Annotated in this window: 17 protein-coding genes; 10 read left to right on the top strand and 7 right to left on the bottom strand. The window is 72.0% G+C overall.

The annotated features are described in order from the left end of the window. The first annotated feature begins 50 nt into the window (after window positions 1-50). From GXW79_RS18650 to GXW79_RS18640, 3 genes are read left to right on the top strand one after another with little or no spacing between them, the layout of a single operon-like run. Window positions 51-1,748, top strand: a complete 1,698-nt coding sequence (locus GXW79_RS18650; protein ID WP_246504123.1) for an NADPH-dependent assimilatory sulfite reductase hemoprotein subunit — start codon at window positions 51-53, stop codon at window positions 1,746-1,748. Next, entirely contained in the window at window positions 1,748-2,260 is a 513-nt protein-coding gene (locus tag GXW79_RS18645) for a precorrin-2 dehydrogenase/sirohydrochlorin ferrochelatase family protein (protein ID WP_211875954.1), read from the top strand. Before GXW79_RS18650 ends, GXW79_RS18645 begins: the two co-directional genes overlap by 1 nt. A gap of 36 nt (window positions 2,261-2,296) precedes the next feature. Beyond that, window positions 2,297-2,575, top strand: coding sequence for a hypothetical protein (locus GXW79_RS18640; RefSeq protein WP_211875953.1), 279 nt, complete (start codon window positions 2,297-2,299; stop codon window positions 2,573-2,575). Window positions 2,576-2,584: 9 nt separating this feature from the next. Here the strand turns inward: GXW79_RS18640 and pip are convergent, their stop codons facing one another. After that, window positions 2,585-3,532 carry a prolyl aminopeptidase gene (gene pip, locus GXW79_RS18635; RefSeq protein WP_211875952.1) on the bottom strand — a complete coding sequence of 316 codons (948 nt, stop codon included), beginning with the start codon at window positions 3,530-3,532 and terminating at the stop codon, window positions 2,585-2,587. A 113-nt stretch (window positions 3,533-3,645) separates the two neighbouring features. Here pip and GXW79_RS18630 point away from each other — a divergent pair, with 113 nt between their 5' ends. Beyond that, complete coding sequence (locus GXW79_RS18630) at window positions 3,646-4,395, top strand: hypothetical protein (protein WP_211875951.1); 750 nt, start codon at window positions 3,646-3,648, stop codon at window positions 4,393-4,395. A gap of 132 nt (window positions 4,396-4,527) precedes the next feature. Next, on the top strand, window positions 4,528-5,385 hold the full coding sequence (locus GXW79_RS18625; protein ID WP_211875950.1) for an alpha/beta hydrolase: 858 nt from the start codon (window positions 4,528-4,530) through the stop codon (window positions 5,383-5,385). A gap of 75 nt (window positions 5,386-5,460) precedes the next feature. Here the strand turns inward: GXW79_RS18625 and GXW79_RS18620 are convergent, their stop codons facing one another. From GXW79_RS18620 to GXW79_RS18610, 3 genes are all read right to left on the bottom strand, one after another. Next, the gene (locus tag GXW79_RS18620) at window positions 5,461-6,009 is read right to left on the bottom strand and encodes a DUF3576 domain-containing protein (protein WP_211875949.1); all 549 of its coding nucleotides are present in this window, start codon (window positions 6,007-6,009) and stop codon (window positions 5,461-5,463) included. 123 nt (window positions 6,010-6,132) lie between these two features. Further along, window positions 6,133-7,560 carry a porin gene (locus GXW79_RS18615; protein ID WP_211875948.1) on the bottom strand — a complete coding sequence of 476 codons (1,428 nt, stop codon included), beginning with the start codon at window positions 7,558-7,560 and terminating at the stop codon, window positions 6,133-6,135. Window positions 7,561-7,796: 236 nt separating this feature from the next. Continuing rightward, a complete protein-coding gene (locus GXW79_RS18610; RefSeq protein ID WP_367614964.1) occupies window positions 7,797-8,369 on the bottom strand; it encodes a thiamine phosphate synthase in 573 nt (190 codons plus the stop codon). A gap of 21 nt (window positions 8,370-8,390) precedes the next feature. On the opposite strand from GXW79_RS18610, the gene GXW79_RS18605 reads away from it, so the two are divergent. From GXW79_RS18605 to GXW79_RS18595, 3 genes are read left to right on the top strand one after another with little or no spacing between them, the layout of a single operon-like run. Continuing rightward, a complete protein-coding gene (locus GXW79_RS18605; RefSeq protein ID WP_211875946.1) occupies window positions 8,391-9,059 on the top strand; it encodes a YggS family pyridoxal phosphate-dependent enzyme in 669 nt (222 codons plus the stop codon). Window positions 9,060-9,112: 53 nt separating this feature from the next. Continuing rightward, window positions 9,113-10,114, top strand: a complete 1,002-nt coding sequence (gene trpS / locus GXW79_RS18600) for a tryptophan--tRNA ligase (protein ID WP_211875945.1) — start codon at window positions 9,113-9,115, stop codon at window positions 10,112-10,114. 26 nt (window positions 10,115-10,140) lie between these two features. Beyond that, entirely contained in the window at window positions 10,141-12,573 is a 2,433-nt protein-coding gene (locus GXW79_RS18595; protein ID WP_211875944.1) for a tetratricopeptide repeat protein, read from the top strand. On the opposite strand, the gene GXW79_RS18590 is transcribed toward GXW79_RS18595, so the two are convergent. Beyond that, the gene (locus GXW79_RS18590) at window positions 12,557-13,099 is read right to left on the bottom strand and encodes a hypothetical protein (RefSeq protein WP_211875943.1); all 543 of its coding nucleotides are present in this window, start codon (window positions 13,097-13,099) and stop codon (window positions 12,557-12,559) included. The two genes, GXW79_RS18595 and GXW79_RS18590, sit on opposite strands and share 17 nt — an antisense overlap. A 24-nt stretch (window positions 13,100-13,123) precedes the next feature. Further along, on the bottom strand, window positions 13,124-14,794 hold the full coding sequence (mdoH, locus tag GXW79_RS18585) for a glucans biosynthesis glucosyltransferase MdoH (protein ID WP_211875942.1): 1,671 nt from the start codon (window positions 14,792-14,794) through the stop codon (window positions 13,124-13,126). An 81-nt stretch (window positions 14,795-14,875) separates the two neighbouring features. Here mdoH and GXW79_RS18580 point away from each other — a divergent pair, with 81 nt between their 5' ends. Together GXW79_RS18580 and GXW79_RS18575 are read left to right on the top strand one after the other, a co-directional pair. Continuing rightward, window positions 14,876-15,667 carry a HesA/MoeB/ThiF family protein gene (locus GXW79_RS18580; RefSeq protein ID WP_211875998.1) on the top strand — a complete coding sequence of 264 codons (792 nt, stop codon included), beginning with the start codon at window positions 14,876-14,878 and terminating at the stop codon, window positions 15,665-15,667. After that, window positions 15,664-16,035, top strand: a complete 372-nt coding sequence (locus GXW79_RS18575; RefSeq protein ID WP_367614963.1) for a DsrE family protein — start codon at window positions 15,664-15,666, stop codon at window positions 16,033-16,035. Before GXW79_RS18580 ends, GXW79_RS18575 begins: the two co-directional genes overlap by 4 nt. 150 nt (window positions 16,036-16,185) lie before the next feature. Here GXW79_RS18575 and GXW79_RS18570 read toward each other — a convergent pair. Continuing rightward, the coding region (locus tag GXW79_RS18570) for a GcrA family cell cycle regulator (protein WP_246504122.1) at window positions 16,186-16,446 on the bottom strand (261 nt) is incomplete at its 5' end.

The raw sequence follows: 16,446 nt of genomic DNA, 5'->3' as shown, positions 1-16,446 counted from the left end.
TAGAATACCCCTATCTCCCTGGGCAAGTGATTTTTTTCGGAGCGACGATGATGGCCGCTGGCCAGACAGAGAAGAAACCCTCCGGCGCGGAGGGCATCAAGCTGGCCAGTGCGGGCCTTCGCGGGCCGATTGCGGCCGAAATCGCGGCCGATGATATCCGCGGCGGCATTTCCGAGGCCTCCTACACCCTGCTGAAGTTCCACGGCACCTATGAGCAGTTTGATCGCGACACCGCGACCGAGCGCAAGCAGCGGGGCGAGGACAAGGAGTGGTCCTTCATGGTTCGCGTCCGCGCTCCGGCCGGGCGGCTGACCGCGGCGCAGTATTTGGCGCTGGATACCCTGGCCGAGACGCATGCGGACGGCACTTTGCGCCTGACGTCGCGCCAGGGCGTCCAATTCCACGGCGTTTTGCGGGAGAACCTGAAGGGCACGATCGCCGGGATCAACGCGACCCTGCTCACCACCATGGCGGCCTGCGGCGACGTGGTGCGCAACGTCACGACCTCGCCGGCGCCGCGGCGGGATGCGATGCATGCGCGGCTGGAGGCCGAGGCGTTCAGCCTATCCGCCGCGTTGCTGCCGCGCACCCGTGCGCACCACCAGATCTTCCTCGACGAGGAGGCCGGCGCCGCGCCGGAGGAGGAGCCGCTCTACGGCCCCACCTACCTGCCGCGGAAGTTCAAGATCAGCCTGGCGCATCCGGACGACAACACGCCCGACGTGCTCGCCAATGATTGCGGCTTCCTCGCCGTGACCGAGGGCGAGCGCCTGACCGGCTGGATCCTGCTGGTCGGCGGCGGCATGGGCATGACGCACAACAAGCCCGCCACCTATCCGCGTTTGGCTTCCCCCATCGCGCTGATTGGGCCCGACGAGGTGCTGAAAGCGGCGCAGGCGGTGGTGCGCCTCTCCCGCGACCATGGCGACCGGTCCGACCGCAAGCATGCGCGGCTGAAATATGTGGTGCAGGAAAAGGGCGTCGCCTGGGTGAAGGCGCGGCTCGAGGCGGATCTCGGCCGCGCCCTCGCCGACCCGCCGCCGCTGCCCGCGCTGACGGTGCCCGAACTGCTCGGCTGGCACGAACAGGGCGACGGCAAGTGGTGGCTCGGCCTGCCGATCCCCGCCGGCCGCATCGCCGGCACGCTCCGCGCCGCCCTGCGCGAGGTGGTGGAGCGCTTCGCGCCCAGCCCCATCGCGACGCCGCAGCAGGACCTCATCCTCTCCGACATCGCCGAGGCCGACCGCGCCCCCGTCGAGGCCATCCTCCGCGCCCATGGCGTGGTCTTCGCCGAACAGCTCTCGCCCCTGGCGCGCTGGTCGCTGGCTTGCGTGGCGCTCCCCACCTGCGGCCAGTCGCTGGCCGAGGGCGAGCGCGTGCATGCGCCGATCCTCGCCGATGTGCAGCAGGCGCTGGCCCGACACGGGCTGCTCGGCGAGCGCATCAGCCTGCGCCTGACCGGCTGCCCCAATGGCTGCGCGCGGCCCTATTCGGGAGATATCGGGATCGTCGGCCGGACCCCGGGCTTCTACACCGTGTTCGTCGGCGGCGATTTCGAAGGCACGCGGCTGTCCTTCCAGCTCGCCGACAAGGTGGCGCAGGAGGCCGTGGGCAACGTGCTGGACCCGGTCCTCGCCGCCTATGCCGCCGGCCGCCAAGGCAGCGAGGGTCTTGGTGATTTCTGCACCCGCATCGGCGCCGAGCGGACGCGCTCGCTGCTGCATCCGGAGGCGGTGAAGGCCGCCTGATGCTGCCGCTCACCTTCATCCCCGCGACCCCCGTGCTGCTGGTGGGCGGGGGCCCGGCCTTCGAGAAGCGCCGCGCCCTGCTGCAGGCGGCCGGCATCGCCAGGCTGACCATCTGCGGCACGCGCCCGGATGCCGCGGCGCTGGACGCCGCGCGGCTGGTGTTCGGCGCCGGGCTGTCGGACGAGGACAATGAGTGGCTCGCCGCCGAGGCGCGCGCGCGCGGCATTCCGGTCAATATCGAGGACGTGCCGCATCTATGCGACGTCCATGTGCCCTCCATCGTCCGGCGCGGCGAATTGCTGCTGACCATCTCCACCGCCGGCGGCGCCCCGGCGCTATCGGTCGCGCTGCGCGAATGGCTCAGCGAGCAGTTCGGCCCGGAATGGGCGGACCACATGGAGGAGATGGCCGCCTTGCGCCGCCGCCTGCGCGCGGCCGGCGCCAAGCCGCCGGAGATCATCGCGGCGATGCGCGCGCACCTGGCCGCCGCCGCCTGGCCGCCGCTCGCGTAAACCGGGCGGCAAGGATCGCGCGCGCATGCTACGCCGATGCGCCTCTACCTCCTGCTGCTGCTGCTGCTGCTCGCTGCCCCGGCCCATGCCCAGGACTCGCCCGGCCAATGCACCGCCGCCGGCGAGGGCTCGCTCGCCTGCTTGGCCGGGCGCGCCTGCGTCTGCCGGTTCGAGCGCGGCGGCCAGCTCACCGGCCGCGGTGACCGCTTCGCCTGGGATTGCGGGCCGCTGCGCCCGGAATGCCCGGCGACGCCGGCGGTGCCCGCCCCGGCGCCGGACCTTCAGGTGATCGCACCGATGGAGAGGCGCCGTTAGCCAGTGCGCTCAGCGGCGACGAAACCGCTCCACCGCGCCCACCAGCGCCGTGCGCACGCCCGGCTCCAGCGCCGAATGCCCGGCATCGGGCACGATCGTCAGCCGCGCCTTGGGCCAGGCTGCCGCGAGTTCGAAGGCCGTCTCCGGCGGGCAAACCATGTCGTAGCGGCCCTGCACGATCTCGGCCGGGATATGCGCGATGCGGCCCATATGCGCGAGCAGCCCGCCCACCGGGAGGAACAGCTTGTGCACGAAGTAATGCGCCTCGATCCGAGCGAGACCCAGCGCGGTGCGGTCCTGCGAGAAACTCGCCACCGTCTCGGGCGAGGGCATCAGCGTGGAGCAGCTGCCCTCATATTGGCTCCAGGCGCGCGCCGCGGGCAGGTGCACAAAGGGATCCGGGTCGGACAGCCGCCGCATGAAATTGCCGAGCAGGTCGCTCCGCTCCGCCGGCGGCAGGTGCTCGGCGAAGTTCGCCCAGGCATCGGGGAAGATGCGGCGGAGCCCGTGCAGGAACCACTCCACCTCGCTGTCGCGGCCGAGAAAGACGCCGCGCAGCACGCAGCCCTGCACCCGCTCGGGATGCGCCTGGGCGTAAGCGAGCGCCAGCGTCGAGCCCCAGGAGCCGCCGAACAGCAGCCAGTTGTCGATGCCGAGGAAGCGGCGCAGCACCTCGATGTCGCTGACCAGGTCCGGCGTGGTGTTGTCGCGCAGCTCGCCCAGCGGGCGCGAACGCCCGGCGCCGCGCTGGTCGAAGATGATGACGCGCCAATGATGCGGGTCGAAGAAGCGCCGATGCACCGCGCCTGCGCCGGCGCCGGGGCCGCCATGGAGGAACAGCGCCGGCTGACCGCGCGGATTGCCGACCTGCTCCCAATACATGACGTGCCCGGAGGAGAGCGGCAGCAGGCCGGTCTCGAACGGGGCGATATCGGGGAACAGGTCTCCTCGCGGCATGGGCGCAATGTGCGTTGGCGCAGGCGGGCGTGCAACCATTCACGAAGCGGGTTTTCAATGAGAATTGGCACAGCTTACCCCTTCGCTCCGGGCGCGGGCGCGATTACCTTCGGATGATGACAACCCCGCGTTCCGCCGGTTCCCGCACCGCCGACGCCGCCGCGCGCCGCTGCGCCGTGTGTGGGCAGGAGAGCCGCCAGCCCTTGCATCGGCCCGGCCCGCCCGAGCAGGCGCCCGACCTCGACCTGCGGCCGGGCGAGCCGATGCGCGGGACCATGGCGCGCTGGCTGCAGCAATGCCCGCAGTGCGGCTATGCGGCGCCGGACATCACCCGCGCCCACCCCGCGGCCGCGGCCGTGGTGGCTGCGGCGCCGTTCCGCGCCCTGCTCGCCGAGGGTGGCCACCCGCCGCTCGCGCGCCGCTTTCTCGCCTGGGCCTGCGTGCTGGAGGAGACCGGCGCGCTGCATGCGGCGGCCGAGGCCACGCTGCAGGCCGCCTGGGTCGCCGATGACCTCGCCCAGCCCGAGCTCGCGCGCGTCTGGCGGCTGGACGCGGTGGCGCTCTGGCGCGGCGGGCCCGCGCTCGACCTCGAGCAGATGGTGCGCGTGGTCGATGCGCTGCGCCGCGCCGAGGCCTTCGACGATGCCGACAGCGCGGCCGCCGAACTCGCTGGTACCCGACCGCCCGAGAGCGTGGCCCAGGTGGTCGCGCTTGAACGCCGGCTGATCGCGGCGGGAGATACCGGGCGGCATACCGTCGCTTCAGCGCTGCCGCCGCCGTCGCGCCGTCCGCATGCGGCGATGCGCGGGCACAAGCCCGGCCCCGGTTTATGGGAGACGCTGAAGCGGCTGTTCCGCCGCTGAGCGTGCACGCGCGGCCGATCGACGCCCCGTCCAGCGAAGCAGCACGTCATCGCGCCGTGCCGCGGCATCCTTTTGCCTGGCTGCGACGTATCAGCCGTGTCGGGCGAAGCGAAGGGCGTGTGCATGCGGTGGATGATGGTTCTGGTGGCGCTCGGCCTCGGCGCGTGCCGCCCGCTCGGCGTGCTCGATGCGATCACGCCAGTGGCGGACGTGCCGCGCGCGCTCGACCGCGCCTATGCGCCGGGGCCGCGCGGCGGGGTGGATCTGTATTGGCCGCAGTCGCCGGCGCCGGGCACGCCGATCCTGGTGTTCTTCTATGGCGGCAATTGGCGCACCGGCGACCGCGCCGACTATCGCTTCGCCGGCGAAGCCTTCGCCGGGCGCGGCTACATCACCGCCGTGCCGGATTATCGCGTCTTCCCCGAGGGTCGCTTTCCGCGCTTCGTGCAGGATGGCGCCGCGGCGGTGGCGGGCATTCGGGCGCTGGTGGCCGCGCAGGGCCTTCCGGCGGACGGGCCGTTGATCCTCGCCGGGCATTCGGCGGGTGCGCATCTCGCGATGCTGCTCGCGCTCGACCCGCGCTGGCTCGCCGCGGCCGGCCTGCCGCGCTGCGGGGTGTCGGCCGTGCTCGGTCTCGCCGGCCCTTATGATTTCCTGCCGATCGAGGCACCCGATGTGCGCGCCGTCTTTGCCGACGCCGCCGACCTGCGCGACACGCAGCCGATCACCTTTGCCAGCGCCGATGATCCTCCGGCGGTGCTGCTGCACGGCACCGGCGACACCGTCGTCCGTTCTGCCAACAGCGAGCGCCTGGCCCAGGCGCTGCGCAGCGCCGGCGGCACCGCGTCGCTGCGCCTCTACCCGGGCGCCGGCCATTCGGAGATTGTCGCCGCGCTCGCCGCGCCATTGCGCGGCGTCGCGCCAGTGCTCGCCGACGCCGACACGCTCCTGCGCGCGGCACTCGCATCGCCCCGCCCGCGCTGCAGCTGACTGCAAAGCCCGCACCATTAGCCAAAAACAAAAGAAGAGGGTCCGGGAGAATTCCTTCTCCCGGCCTTGCTTGCTTCAGCGCGACGCCGACTGGCTGCGCAGTTCCCGCGCCCGCGCCAACACTCGATCCTCGAGCTCGGCCCCGGTGCTCTGCGCGATCGGCGCATCCACCCATTGCCCGTTCGGCGCGCGCAGCTGGCGGAACAGCGACACGCGAATGCCGTCCGAGCGCAGCTGGCGCCCCATGACATAGGCGGTGGCCTTGAAGCGCTCGCCAGGGGCTGCCTGCGGCGAATACCAGTCGGTGATGATCACGCCGCCGAACGGGTCGGCCGAGGCGAGCGGCATGAAGGACAGCGTGTCGAGCGTCGCGCGCCAGAGATAGGCGTTCACTCCGAGTCCGGCGCCGCCTTCGCTGCCATCGGTGGGCCGGCTGCGATCGGTGCCGAGCAGCACCAGGGGCTCGCCCGCCGCCGAGCCGCCGGGGCCGAGGCCGCGCGCGCGGCGGCTGCCGTCATTGTATTCGGTGCGGCCGGGCACCCGGAAATTCCCGTCGTCGGAGCCGCAGGCAGACAGGACCGCGAGCAGCGGTATCAGGCCGAGGACGAGGTGTTTCGCGCGCATGGGGGCGATGATTTCCGGCAGAGGTTGGACGCTAGCCGGGCTGTTTAGCGCCGAATGGATCGGTTTGAAAAGCGGAAGGGCGGCGGATTGCTCCGCCGCCCTCCCAAGTTCGCAATCCGTGTCTCAGAAGGAGACGCGGAAGCCCGCCATGTAGACTTCCGCGTTGCGGATGTTCTGCAGGCCGGCGCGGGCCGCGTTCTGGTCGAGGCGCGTGTTGTTGGTCGCGCTGTTCGGCTCGTTCGCGTCACGCATGTGGGTGTAGTTGGCGTAGAGCTGCAGGCCGGGGGCCAGCGGGTGAACCACACCGAAGCTGTACACCGTCTGGTTGCGGTCGCGGACGTTGGCACCGAACACGGTGTCCTGGCCAGCCGTGCCGTTGGGCGAGGTCGAGCGCCCGTTGTCCTGGATGGCCTGGCCCCAGAAGCCGCCGATCTGCGTGCCGAGCCCGGGAACCGTGTAGGTCGCGCCGAGCACGTAGTGGCGGCTGGCTTCACGGCCACGCGCGAGCGGCGCGAGGCCGACGGAGACGCCCTGGTAGTCGCCCCAGACGTACTCACCACCGACCGTGAACCCGAAGGCGGCCAGCTGGATGCCGCCCGCGTAGGCGGTGATGCGGCGGGCGACCTGAAGGGACGTCGGCGCCGCGACAAGCTGCTGGCTGTCCGACTGCAGGGCGGAGAAGCCGGCGGTCAGGCCGACGGGGCCGAAGGTGCCGCGGTAGCGGATGGCACCCGTGATCTCGTTGCGGCGGGCCGAACGGTCACGCTGGGCGACCGAGGCGGCGGTGTTCAGCGCGGGCTGCTGCGTGCGGCCGAGGGCGAAACGCTCGCCTTCGCCCGAGTTCGGCGCGTAGGACAGGCCGAAGTCGAAGCCGAAGAACTGCGGCGACAGGTAGATGATCTTGGTGGCGTCGCTGCCGTCGGTGATGGAGGTCAGCAGCGAGGGCGAGCCGTCGCCGCCGTTGCGCTGCAGGAATTCATCCCAGTAGTTGTCCGTGTCCGCGCCGCGGATCAGGGGCACGCGCACCTGGAGCAGGTTGGCTGCGGCGTCTTCGTCACCGAAGCGGATGGTGCCGAACATCGGGCTGCTGAGGTAGCCGTAGAACTCGTCGGTGTCGATCGAGGTGCCGGTGGCACCGGCGCCGACGTTGTCGACCTGGAGCTCGATCACCGCGCCGTATTCGAGGCCGTTGGCGGCCTTGCCGTCGACGAACACGTTGAGCTCGAAGTCGGACTGGAAGTCGACGCGCTGGCGGCCGAAGGTGCGCGTACTGCCGGCGATCGAGCCGACGTTACCGGCGGCGGCCGTTGCAGCTTGAGTTGCGGGGACCGCGCTACGGTCGTTGCTGTCGCTCACGTAGCCGGCGCGGACGTCGAAGTAGCCGCCGAGGCTGACGCGAACCGCGCCCATGCTGCCACGGGGCGTCCCGTTGCCGCCCGAACCCGCCATGAACCCCGGCGGCTCGATCACGATCGGCATCTGCGCCATCGCCGTCGGGGCGATGAGCGCGGCGCCGGCCACCGCAGTGGTGGCGAGCAGAAGTTTGCGCATTCTAAAATCCTCCATCAGATGCCGGGCATGACCCGGCCGTTCCCTTGGCCCACCCCTGCCCCCCCGGACAGGAACGCCGTTGCACACGAACATGGTTCGCAACACAAACGGACAAGCCCGGCGAGACTATGGTTCAGGGATGGTTGAGGGAGCAACGGGCCAAACGGGGTTTGCACACGGATCGCGCGGCACTGTGTCTGCTTTGCCACATGGCTGTTGCACGGATGCCCATCCCCTCAATCGTGCGCAAATGCGCCGATGGCGGCAAGCCCGCGCAGCCAGCGTCGCGGCAGGCGCCCGGCACTGACGGCCGACACCCCGCCCAGAGCCGCCGCGGGCGTGCCCATGCGACGCGCGCGCAGCGCCCAGCGCAGCGGTCCCAGGGCCGTGGCGCCGGGATGGCTGTCCGTGGCGAAGGCCGGGGAAAGGAAGACCATGCCTGGCCGCAGCCGCCGCGCCCGGGCCGCCGCCGGACGGCCATGGGCTGCGAGCGTGAGATGCGCGAAGGGTGCTCCGCGCCGGCGCGCCGCGAGGAAGGGCAGCAGCCCTGACGCCCCGCGCTCGGGCAGGTGAAGCCCGGCCCGGTGGCGCAGCGCGGCGCGACCGTCGCCGGCCACCAGCAGCACCAGGCCGCGCCGCCGAGCGAGTCGCGCCAGGGCGGCAAGGATGGCGGGTGCCAGGCCGCGCGCCAGCACCCCGGCGCCACGCGGCAGGCGCGCCGCGGCGGCCAGCGGGTCCGGCAGCCGCACCGGGTCGCTCACCAGCCACAGCGCCGCGTAGCCAGGTGGCGGCTTGAGCCGGCGGGCCACCCCTTCTAGCCTCCGCATCGCATGCCCGACTCCATCGCCCACAACCTCGCCCGCATCCGCGAGAGGATCGCCGAAGCCTGCCTGCGCGCCAATCGCGCGCCGGAGGCGGTGACGCTGGTTGCCGTCTCCAAGACCAATCCCGCCGCTGCGGTGGCCGAGGCACTCGCCGCAGGGCAGCTCCAATTCGGCGAAAACCGGGTGCAGGAGGCGGCCGAGAAATTCCCCCTCCTGCGCGCCGGCCATCCGGACATGCGGTTGCACCTGATCGGCGCGCTGCAGACCAACAAGGCGCGCGACGCGGTCCGCCTGGCCGACGTCATCGAAAGCCTGGACCGCGAAAAGCTCGCCGCCGCACTCGCCGAGGCGATGGCGAAGGAGGACCGCCGCCCGGCGCTGCTGGTGCAGGTCAATATCGGCGAGGAACCGCAAAAGGCCGGCATCGCGCCCGACGGCCTCGATGATTTCCTGCGCGCCTGCCGTGAGCGCTGGGACCTGCCCGTCGAGGGGCTGATGTGCATCCCGCCCGCCGAGGGCGACCCGCGGCCGCATTTCGCGCGGCTCGCGGGGATGGCGGCGCGGCATGGGCTGCGCACGCTGTCGATGGGCATGAGCGGGGATTTCGAGGCCGCGATCGCCGAGGGCGCCACCCATGTGCGGGTGGGGTCGGCCATATTCGGCAGCCGCGCTTGACGCGGGCGACCGCGCGCCCGATCAACGCCGCCCGACACTGACAGGCCAAGCCCATGCCCCGCGTCTTCTCCGGCATCCAGCCCTCCGGCGTGCCCACCTTGGGCAACTACCTCGGCGCGATCCGCAACTGGGTGCCGATGCAGGCCGGCGACGACAGCCTGTTCTGCGTGGTCGACCTGCACGCCATCACCGCCTTCCAGGACCCCGCCGAGCTCACCCGCCAGACGCGCGAAATGGCCGCCGCGCTGATCGCCTGCGGCATCGACCCGGCGCGCTCGATCCTGTTCTGCCAGTCGCATGTGCACGCGCACGCCGAGCTGGGCTGGATTTTTAACTGTATCGCGCGCCTGGGCTGGCTGAACCGCATGACACAGTTCAAGGACAAGGCGGGGAAGGACAGGGAAGCCGCCTCCGCGGGCCTTTACGTCTATCCGAACCTGATGGCCGCCGACATCCACGCCTATCACGCGACGCTGGTGCCGGTGGGCGACGACCAGCGCCAGCATCTGGAGCTGGCCAACGACATCGCCGAGAAATTCAACCACGACTATGGCGTGCCCTATTTCCCGCGCATCGAGCCGCTGATCCAGGGCGTCGCCGCCCGCGTGATGAGCCTGCGCGACGGCACCAAGAAGATGTCGAAATCCGATCCCTCCGACCAGTCGCGCATCAACCTCACCGACGATGCCGACACCATCGCGCTCAAGATCAGGCGCGCGCGCACCGATGCCGAGCCGCTGCCCGAACAGATCGGCGGGCTGGAGGCGCGGCCCGAGGCACGCAACCTCGTGGGCATCCTCGCGGCACTCACCGGCACCACGCCCGACGCGGTGCTGCGCGACCACGCGGGCAAGGGGTTCTCCGAGCTCAAGCCGGTGCTCATCGACGCTATGGTCGCCGAGTTGGCACCCATTGCAGCGGCGATGCGCCGGCTGCTCGACGATCCCGGCGCCATCGACACGGCGCTCGCCGAGGGTGCGCGGCGCGCCGCCGCCATCGCCGATCCGATCGTGACGCGGGCCAAGGCGATCATGGGCTTCCTGCCCGCCCGCTGAATCGCCCCAGGGGCTGAAAGGCGCCGATGACGCCGCTCGAATCCGCCGAAGCCGCCGCCCGCGCCCGTCCCGGCGATCCGATGGCGCAGGCGAAGCTCGCCGAGCTGCTGCTGCGCGCGGGGCAGCCCGAACCCGCGCTGAAAGCCGCCGAGCGCGCGCTCAAGCGCGAACCGGTCAACCCGCGCCACCACATGCTGGCCGGCGGCGCGCTCACCATGCTGCGCCGGCACCAGGATGCGCTGGCGCATTTCGCCCGCGCGCAGAAGCTCGCGCCCAGCCTGCGCGATCCGCTGGTCGCGCTCTGCGGCAGCCGCCAGGCGCTCGGCCAGAACGAGGCGGTGCTTGCCGACGCCGCCTTGCTGCACCAGGTGCTGGGGCCGGAGGCCGGCATCGTGCTCGGGCGTTCGGCCATGGCGCTGCGCCGCCCGGCCATCGCCATCGAGGAGATGACGCGCGTCCTGGCGGTGGAGCCGCACGCCTTCGCCGCCTGGGTGCTGAAGGGCGATGCCGAGGCGATGGCTGGGCAGCGCGAGGCCGCCGCCGCCAGCTATGAGGGCGCGCTCCGCCTCGCCCCGCGCGACGGCGCGCTGCTGGTCAAGCGCGGCAAAGCGCTGCAGGCACTCGGCCGCGACCATGAGGCCATCCGGCACTTCGACGCGGCGGTGGACCTCGACCCCGGCGATGCCCGCGCCTGGTTCCATCGCGGCTTGTCGCTGACCGCGCTCGACCAGCCGGCCGAGGCGGCAAAGAGCTATCGCCGCGCACTCGACCACGCGCCGCGCAACGTCAATGCCTGGAACAATCTCGGCGCCGCATATGAGGAGATGCAGTGCCACGGCCTGGCGCTCGACACCTACGCCACAGCGCTCGCCATCGCGCCGGATGACGACGTCGCGCTCGGCAATCATGGCCGCGTCGCCGCCCGGCTCGGGCGGCACGCCCTGGGCCAGGCCTCGCTCGGCCGGCTGCTGGAACTGCAGCCGGGCAATGCGGGCGCGCGCTTCCTGCTCGCGGAATCGCGGCTGTTCAGCGACGATTTCGCCGGCGCCATCGCGGAGTTCTCGGGCCTGCTGGACCAGCACCCCGAGCACCCCTACGCCCTGGGCGGGCTTCTGCACGCGCATCAGCGCGGCTGCCTGTGGCAGGGCATGGACGCCATCGCGCAGGCAGCGATCGCCGCGACCGCCCTGGACCGCCTCGCGTCCCAGCCCTTCTACCTGATGGCCGCGACCGACGACCCCGCGACGCATCTGGCCGGCGCGCGCATCTGGCTCGGCACCGAGGATGCCGGGACCGGGCCGCTGGCCGCGCCGGCGATCACCGGCTCGGGCGATGGCGGGCGCATCCGGCTCGCCTACATCTCACCCGATTTCGGCGACCATCCGGTCTCGCTGCTCACGGTGGGGCTGTTCGAGGCGCATGACCGCGACCGCTTCGAGGTGACCGGCGTGATGATCGGCCCGCTCACGCAAAGCCCGATGGCCGAGCGCGTGACGCGCAGCTTCGATCACTACATCGACGCGTGGGAAATGCGCGACGAGGCGCTGGTGGGCGCGCTGCGCACAGCAGGCATCGACATCGCGATCGACCTCGCGGGGTTCACCACGCATTCGCGCTCGCGCCTGTTCGTGCTGCGCGCCGCGCCGGTGCAGGTGAATTTCCTCGGCATCAGCGGCAGCATCGGCGTGCCGACGCATGATTACGTGGTGGTGGACCCGGTGGTCGCGCCACACGGCGCCGAGGCGCATTTCGCGGAGAAACTGCTGCGGCTGCCGCATTGCTACATGCCGAACGACCGCCAGCGCGCGATCGCGGAGCACTGCCCGCCGCGCGCCGCCTACGGGCTGCCCGAGCACGGGCTGGTCTTCGCCGCCTTCAACCTCGCCTTCAAGATCACGCCCGAGGTGTTTTCCGCCTGGTGCCGGTTGCTCGACGCGACACCGGGCAGCGTGCTGTGGCTCGCGGCACTTCCGGCCACCGCGGCCGCCAATCTCCGCGCCGAGGCGGCCGCGCGTGGCATCGACCCGGCGCGCTTGGTCTTCGCCGAACGCGTGCCCTACCCCGAGCACCTGGCGCGCCTCGCGCTGGCCGACCTCGCGCTCGACACCTTCCCCTATACGGGTGCGACGACGGCGAGCGACGCGCTCTGGGCCGGACTGCCGCTGCTGACCATCGCGGGGCGCGCCTTCAACGCGCGCGTGGCGGCGAGCCTGCTGCACACGGTGGGGCTGGCGGAGCTGGTGACGTCCGATCTCGCCGACTACGAGGCGACGGCGCTGGCCCTGGCGCGGGATCCGGCGCGGCTCGCCGCGCTACGTGCGCGCCTCGCGGCGAACCGGCTGGCGACGCCGCTGTTCGACACGGCGGGCTACACCCGCGCGCTGGAAGCCGGCTTCACCGCCATTCATGCCCGCAACCGCGCCGGCCAACCGCCGGAGCACATCACGCTTCCCGCGTAACTTCCGGGCGGCTGACGGCCGCCGCGACCAGCGCGGCGCAGGGCAGGTCTCGCGCCAGCGAGGCAAGATCGCTGGCGAGCATGGCGGCCGCGCCCGCCGCATCCTCCGGGCTCGTGCCAGCCAGGGCCGCGAGGAAGACGACGCGCCCCGGCACCCGCATGAGCCCGTGGGGCAGCCCGCCCGGATCCTCGAGCCTGTTGAGTTCAGCAAGGAGCCCACGGTCGTCCCGCGAACCCGCCAACTCCGCCCGCGCCATGACGCAGAGCCGCGCGAAGGCGGGGCGGATATCCGCAAGGTCCGGCCGCACGGCCACGGCCGCTTCCGCCAGCTCCAGGCTGGCATGGCAATAGGCGTCGGCCGCCTCCGCGTCGCCGCCGGGTGCGGTGAGTCGCGGATGCAGGTCACGCAGGGCTCGGCGCAGCGCGCGCCGCTGTCGCCGCGCACCGGGCGTGCCCTGGGCGAGAAAGGTCACGCGCCGGGCAACCGCCTCGGCCCAGGCGGGCAGTTCCGCGAAGGGGTCGCGCATGGCCTCATCCTTTCGAACGCGCGTTTACGCGGCGGGGGCGAGTTCCTCCGGCACCGCCGCGATGCCGCGGGCGCGGACCCAGGTGGAGAGCATGGGGTCGGCGGTCAGCACCGCGAAAGGGATGACCAGGAGAAGGCTCGCCAGCACCGGCAGCGCGAACAGCAGGGCGGTGCCGGAGAGCAGCGCCGACGCCGCGATGCCGATCGCCGTCTCCACCCAGAACATGCGCGCGGCGTCCCACCAGGCCACGCCGCGATCGTCGCGGTTCTGCGGCGCCCAGCCCATCTTCCGTCCGCAGGCGAGGGCGGCGAGGAACAGCGCCTGGTGCAGGGTTCGCGCAGGTTCGAAGAACAGGGTGAATGCGAGCTCGGCCGCGACGCCGCGCGCGAAGGCGGCCCGGCCGCCATAGCGCGCGCCCAGCGCGGGCTTGCACAGCACCTCCGCATAGCCGAGCAGTTTTGGCGCGTAGTGGCAGGCCCAGGCCGCCAGCATCCACAACGCAAGCAGGCCCATCGGCGTGGTCGCGCCACCGCCGGTGGCGGCATTGGCCACGGCGGCCGCGAAGATGAGCGCCCAGAGCGGCGCGCCCAGGAACAGCAGGATCGCCTGCACCAGCTGCCACCGCGCCATGGGCGTGAGCCCAGGCAGGCGCAGCAGCTGCCAGTACTGCATGTTGCCCGCCGCCCAGCGCAGGTCGCGGGTGATGAATTCGGGCATGGCGGGCGGGTTGCCCTCGGCGGACCCATCCTCCGCAGTCAGCACGCGCACCTTCCACCCGGCCGCGTGCAGGCGCGTCGCCTCGACCTGGTCGTGGCTGAGGATGTGGCTGCCATCGGGCAGCGGGTCCAGGCGGCAATGGGCACGGAACGGGGCGATGCGGATGATGGCGTTGTGCCCCCAGTAGGGGCCCTCGTCGCCCTGCCACCAGGCCTGGCCGGTGCCCCAGGCGCGCATGCCCGCGCGCATGCCGAACTGGAACAGGCGCGGGAAGGCCGCACGCGCCGGCCGGCCCACGATCATCTGCTGGACGATGGCGAGGCGGTCATCGGCCTCCATGCAGGCGACCAAACGCAGCACCGCGTCGGCGGACATGGTGCTGTCGGCATCGAGGCAGAGGAAGAAGGCCGCGTCGCCGGCGTGGTTGTTGCAGAACTCCATGACGTTGCCGGATTTGTAGCCGGTGTTCCGCGCGCGGCGCCGATAGTGCACGGGCACGCCCGCCGACCGCCCTGCGATGAAGGACGCGACCGCACGGGATTCTGCATCCGCCTTCGCCGCATCCTGCGTGTCGGAAAGGATGTGCATCCGGAAGCGGTCCGCGACGCCCTTGGCCTCCAGCGCATCAAGCAAGGTGGCAAGCGGCGGCAGCACCGCCGCCATCGCCTCGTTCCTGACGCAGATGATGATGGCGGTCACGGCACGTGGCGCCCCGGGCCGCACGGCGGACAGCACCGGCAGCACGGCCGCGACCGGGTCGCGCGCGGTCATCAAGATGGCGAAGCCGACGATCCCGTTCGCGGCTGAGAGCGCCAGCCACGGCGCGGTGCCGAGGAAGGCGAGCAGGATCACCCATTCCCACACCGTCCAGCCGCCCGCGCCCAGCACCCTCGCGGCCAGCGCCACCAGCCCCGCCAGGATGGCAAGTGCCAGGGCGGCGAAGGCGATGCGTCGCCACAGGATCGGTTCGGGGGTCATGCCCGGCGCTGTAACGGCTCCGCGTGGCGAGAAAAAGGGCGCCGCTTGCAGCCGGGCCGGGGCCGCGCCCATATCCCGGCGATGGATCTCGATTTCACCTCGGCCGAGCTGCATCGCTATTCGCGCCACATCCTGCTGGAGAATGTCGGCGCCGAGGGGCAGGCGCGGCTGCGCGCGGCCTCGGTGCTGATCGTGGGCGCCGGCGGGCTGGGGTCGCCGCTGGCGCTGTACCTGGCCGCCGCGGGCGTCGGGCGCATCGGCCTCGTCGATCATGACGCGCTGGAACTCTCCAACCTGCAGCGCCAGGTCGCCCACACCACGGCGCGGATCGGGCGCAACAAGGCCGAGAGCGCCGCCGAAGCGCTCGCCGCGCTGAACCCGGAGGTGCGGGTCGAGACCCATGCGCGCCGCATGGACGCGGAGGCCGCGCGCGACCTGATCCCGCGCTACGACATCATCTGCGACGGCACCGACAATTTCGCCACGCGCTTCCTGCTCGGCGATGCGTGCCACCTGCTCGGCCGGCCGCTGGTCTCCGCCGCGGTGCTGCGCTTTGAAGGGCAGCTTTCGGTGTTCCGGTCGCATCTCGGCGCGCCGCACCCCTGCCACCGCTGCCTGCATCCCGAGCCGCCGCCGGAGGGCGAGGTTCAGACCTGCGGCGAGGCCGGCGTGCTGGGCGCCGTCACCGGCGTCATGGGCACGTTGCAGGCGACCGAGGTGCTGAAGCTGATCCTGGACATCGGCGAGACGCTGGATGGCCGGCTGCTGCTGTGGGATGCGCTGGATGCGCGCTTCCGCACCATCCGGCTGAAGCGCGACCCGGGCTGCGCGCTGTGCGGGGATGCCGCGACCATTCGGGAATTCGGCGCGTGACGTCGCTCGGCGTGCTGCTGGTGAGCGGCGGGCATGAGCGGGCGCACTACGCCCTGGTGATGGCGACCGGTGCGGCCGCGCTGGGACGCGAGGTGACGCTGTTCGCGACCAATGCCGGGATTGGGCTGCTGCTCGAAGGGCAGGCGCTGGCCGAGGATCCGCGCGAGGCGTTGCTCACCGCGCGCGGCGTCGCCGGCATCGGGGTGCTGTGGGCCGCCGCGCGCGAGCTGGGCATCCGCTGCATCGCCTGCGAGGCCGGCCTTGCTGCGGAGGGGCTGCGCGACGCGGCCCTCTCGCCCGGGGTGGAGCGCGCGGGCGTCGCCACTTTCTTTGAGGCGGTTTCCAACGGCCAGATCGTCACGCTTTAGGCGTCGTGACGGCGCCAGCCTCCGGCCCGCACCGCGGGCCGAGTGGCCGACGCCGGTATTCCGGCGAGCCACGCGCGCGGAGCGCGCGCCCGGCGCCTGAGGGCGCAAATATCGCGTAATTCGTTCGGCCGAATTCTTCTGCCGAACGAATTACGCCGCGTCTTCGCGGCGGTCGCGGGCCTTCACGTAGGCGACGGCGGCGTGTTCGGCACAATACGGCTTGCCCGCCAGCCCCTCGGCCGAACAAAAGCGGAAATCCGGCCGCCCCGGCTCGCCGATCGGCCAGCAGCAATTGCGCTGCCCGGCCCGCTGGAAGCTGCTGCGCACCAGCGTCGGCGCGGCGGCGGGCTTGGGCGCGACCGGCGCCGGTGCGACCTGGCGCGGCGTGGGCGCGGCCTGCGGCGGCATGCG

This window comes from Plastoroseomonas arctica (genome assembly GCF_018128965.1).
Lineage (GTDB): Bacteria > Pseudomonadota > Alphaproteobacteria > Acetobacterales > Acetobacteraceae > Plastoroseomonas > Plastoroseomonas arctica.
This window is presented reverse-complemented; position numbering and strand designations above follow the sequence as displayed.

What these genes read in the sequence shown, in the direction of transcription:
- trpS (WP_211875945.1), top strand. Translation starts at nt 9,113, where the DNA reads ATGCCCCGCGTCTTCTCCGGCATCCAGCCCTCCGGCGTGCCCACCTTG.
- GXW79_RS18580 (WP_211875998.1), top strand. Translation starts at nt 14,876, where the DNA reads ATGGATCTCGATTTCACCTCGGCCGAGCTGCATCGCTATTCGCGCCAC.
- GXW79_RS18640 (WP_211875953.1), top strand. Translation starts at nt 2,297, where the DNA reads ATGCGCCTCTACCTCCTGCTGCTGCTGCTGCTGCTCGCTGCCCCGGCC.
- GXW79_RS18615 (WP_211875948.1), bottom strand. Translation starts at nt 7,560, where the DNA reads ATGCGCAAACTTCTGCTCGCCACCACTGCGGTGGCCGGCGCCGCGCTC.
- GXW79_RS18645 (WP_211875954.1), top strand. Translation starts at nt 1,748, where the DNA reads ATGCTGCCGCTCACCTTCATCCCCGCGACCCCCGTGCTGCTGGTGGGC.
- GXW79_RS18595 (WP_211875944.1), top strand. Translation starts at nt 10,141, where the DNA reads ATGACGCCGCTCGAATCCGCCGAAGCCGCCGCCCGCGCCCGTCCCGGC.
- GXW79_RS18605 (WP_211875946.1), top strand. Translation starts at nt 8,391, where the DNA reads ATGCCCGACTCCATCGCCCACAACCTCGCCCGCATCCGCGAGAGGATC.
- pip (WP_211875952.1), bottom strand. Translation starts at nt 3,532, where the DNA reads ATGCCGCGAGGAGACCTGTTCCCCGATATCGCCCCGTTCGAGACCGGC.
- mdoH (WP_211875942.1), bottom strand. Translation starts at nt 14,794, where the DNA reads ATGACCCCCGAACCGATCCTGTGGCGACGCATCGCCTTCGCCGCCCTG.
- GXW79_RS18620 (WP_211875949.1), bottom strand. Translation starts at nt 6,009, where the DNA reads ATGCGCGCGAAACACCTCGTCCTCGGCCTGATACCGCTGCTCGCGGTC.
- GXW79_RS18650 (WP_246504123.1), top strand. Translation starts at nt 51, where the DNA reads ATGGCCGCTGGCCAGACAGAGAAGAAACCCTCCGGCGCGGAGGGCATC.
- GXW79_RS18590 (WP_211875943.1), bottom strand. Translation starts at nt 13,099, where the DNA reads ATGCGCGACCCCTTCGCGGAACTGCCCGCCTGGGCCGAGGCGGTTGCC.
- GXW79_RS18630 (WP_211875951.1), top strand. Translation starts at nt 3,646, where the DNA reads ATGATGACAACCCCGCGTTCCGCCGGTTCCCGCACCGCCGACGCCGCC.
- GXW79_RS18625 (WP_211875950.1), top strand. Translation starts at nt 4,528, where the DNA reads ATGATGGTTCTGGTGGCGCTCGGCCTCGGCGCGTGCCGCCCGCTCGGC.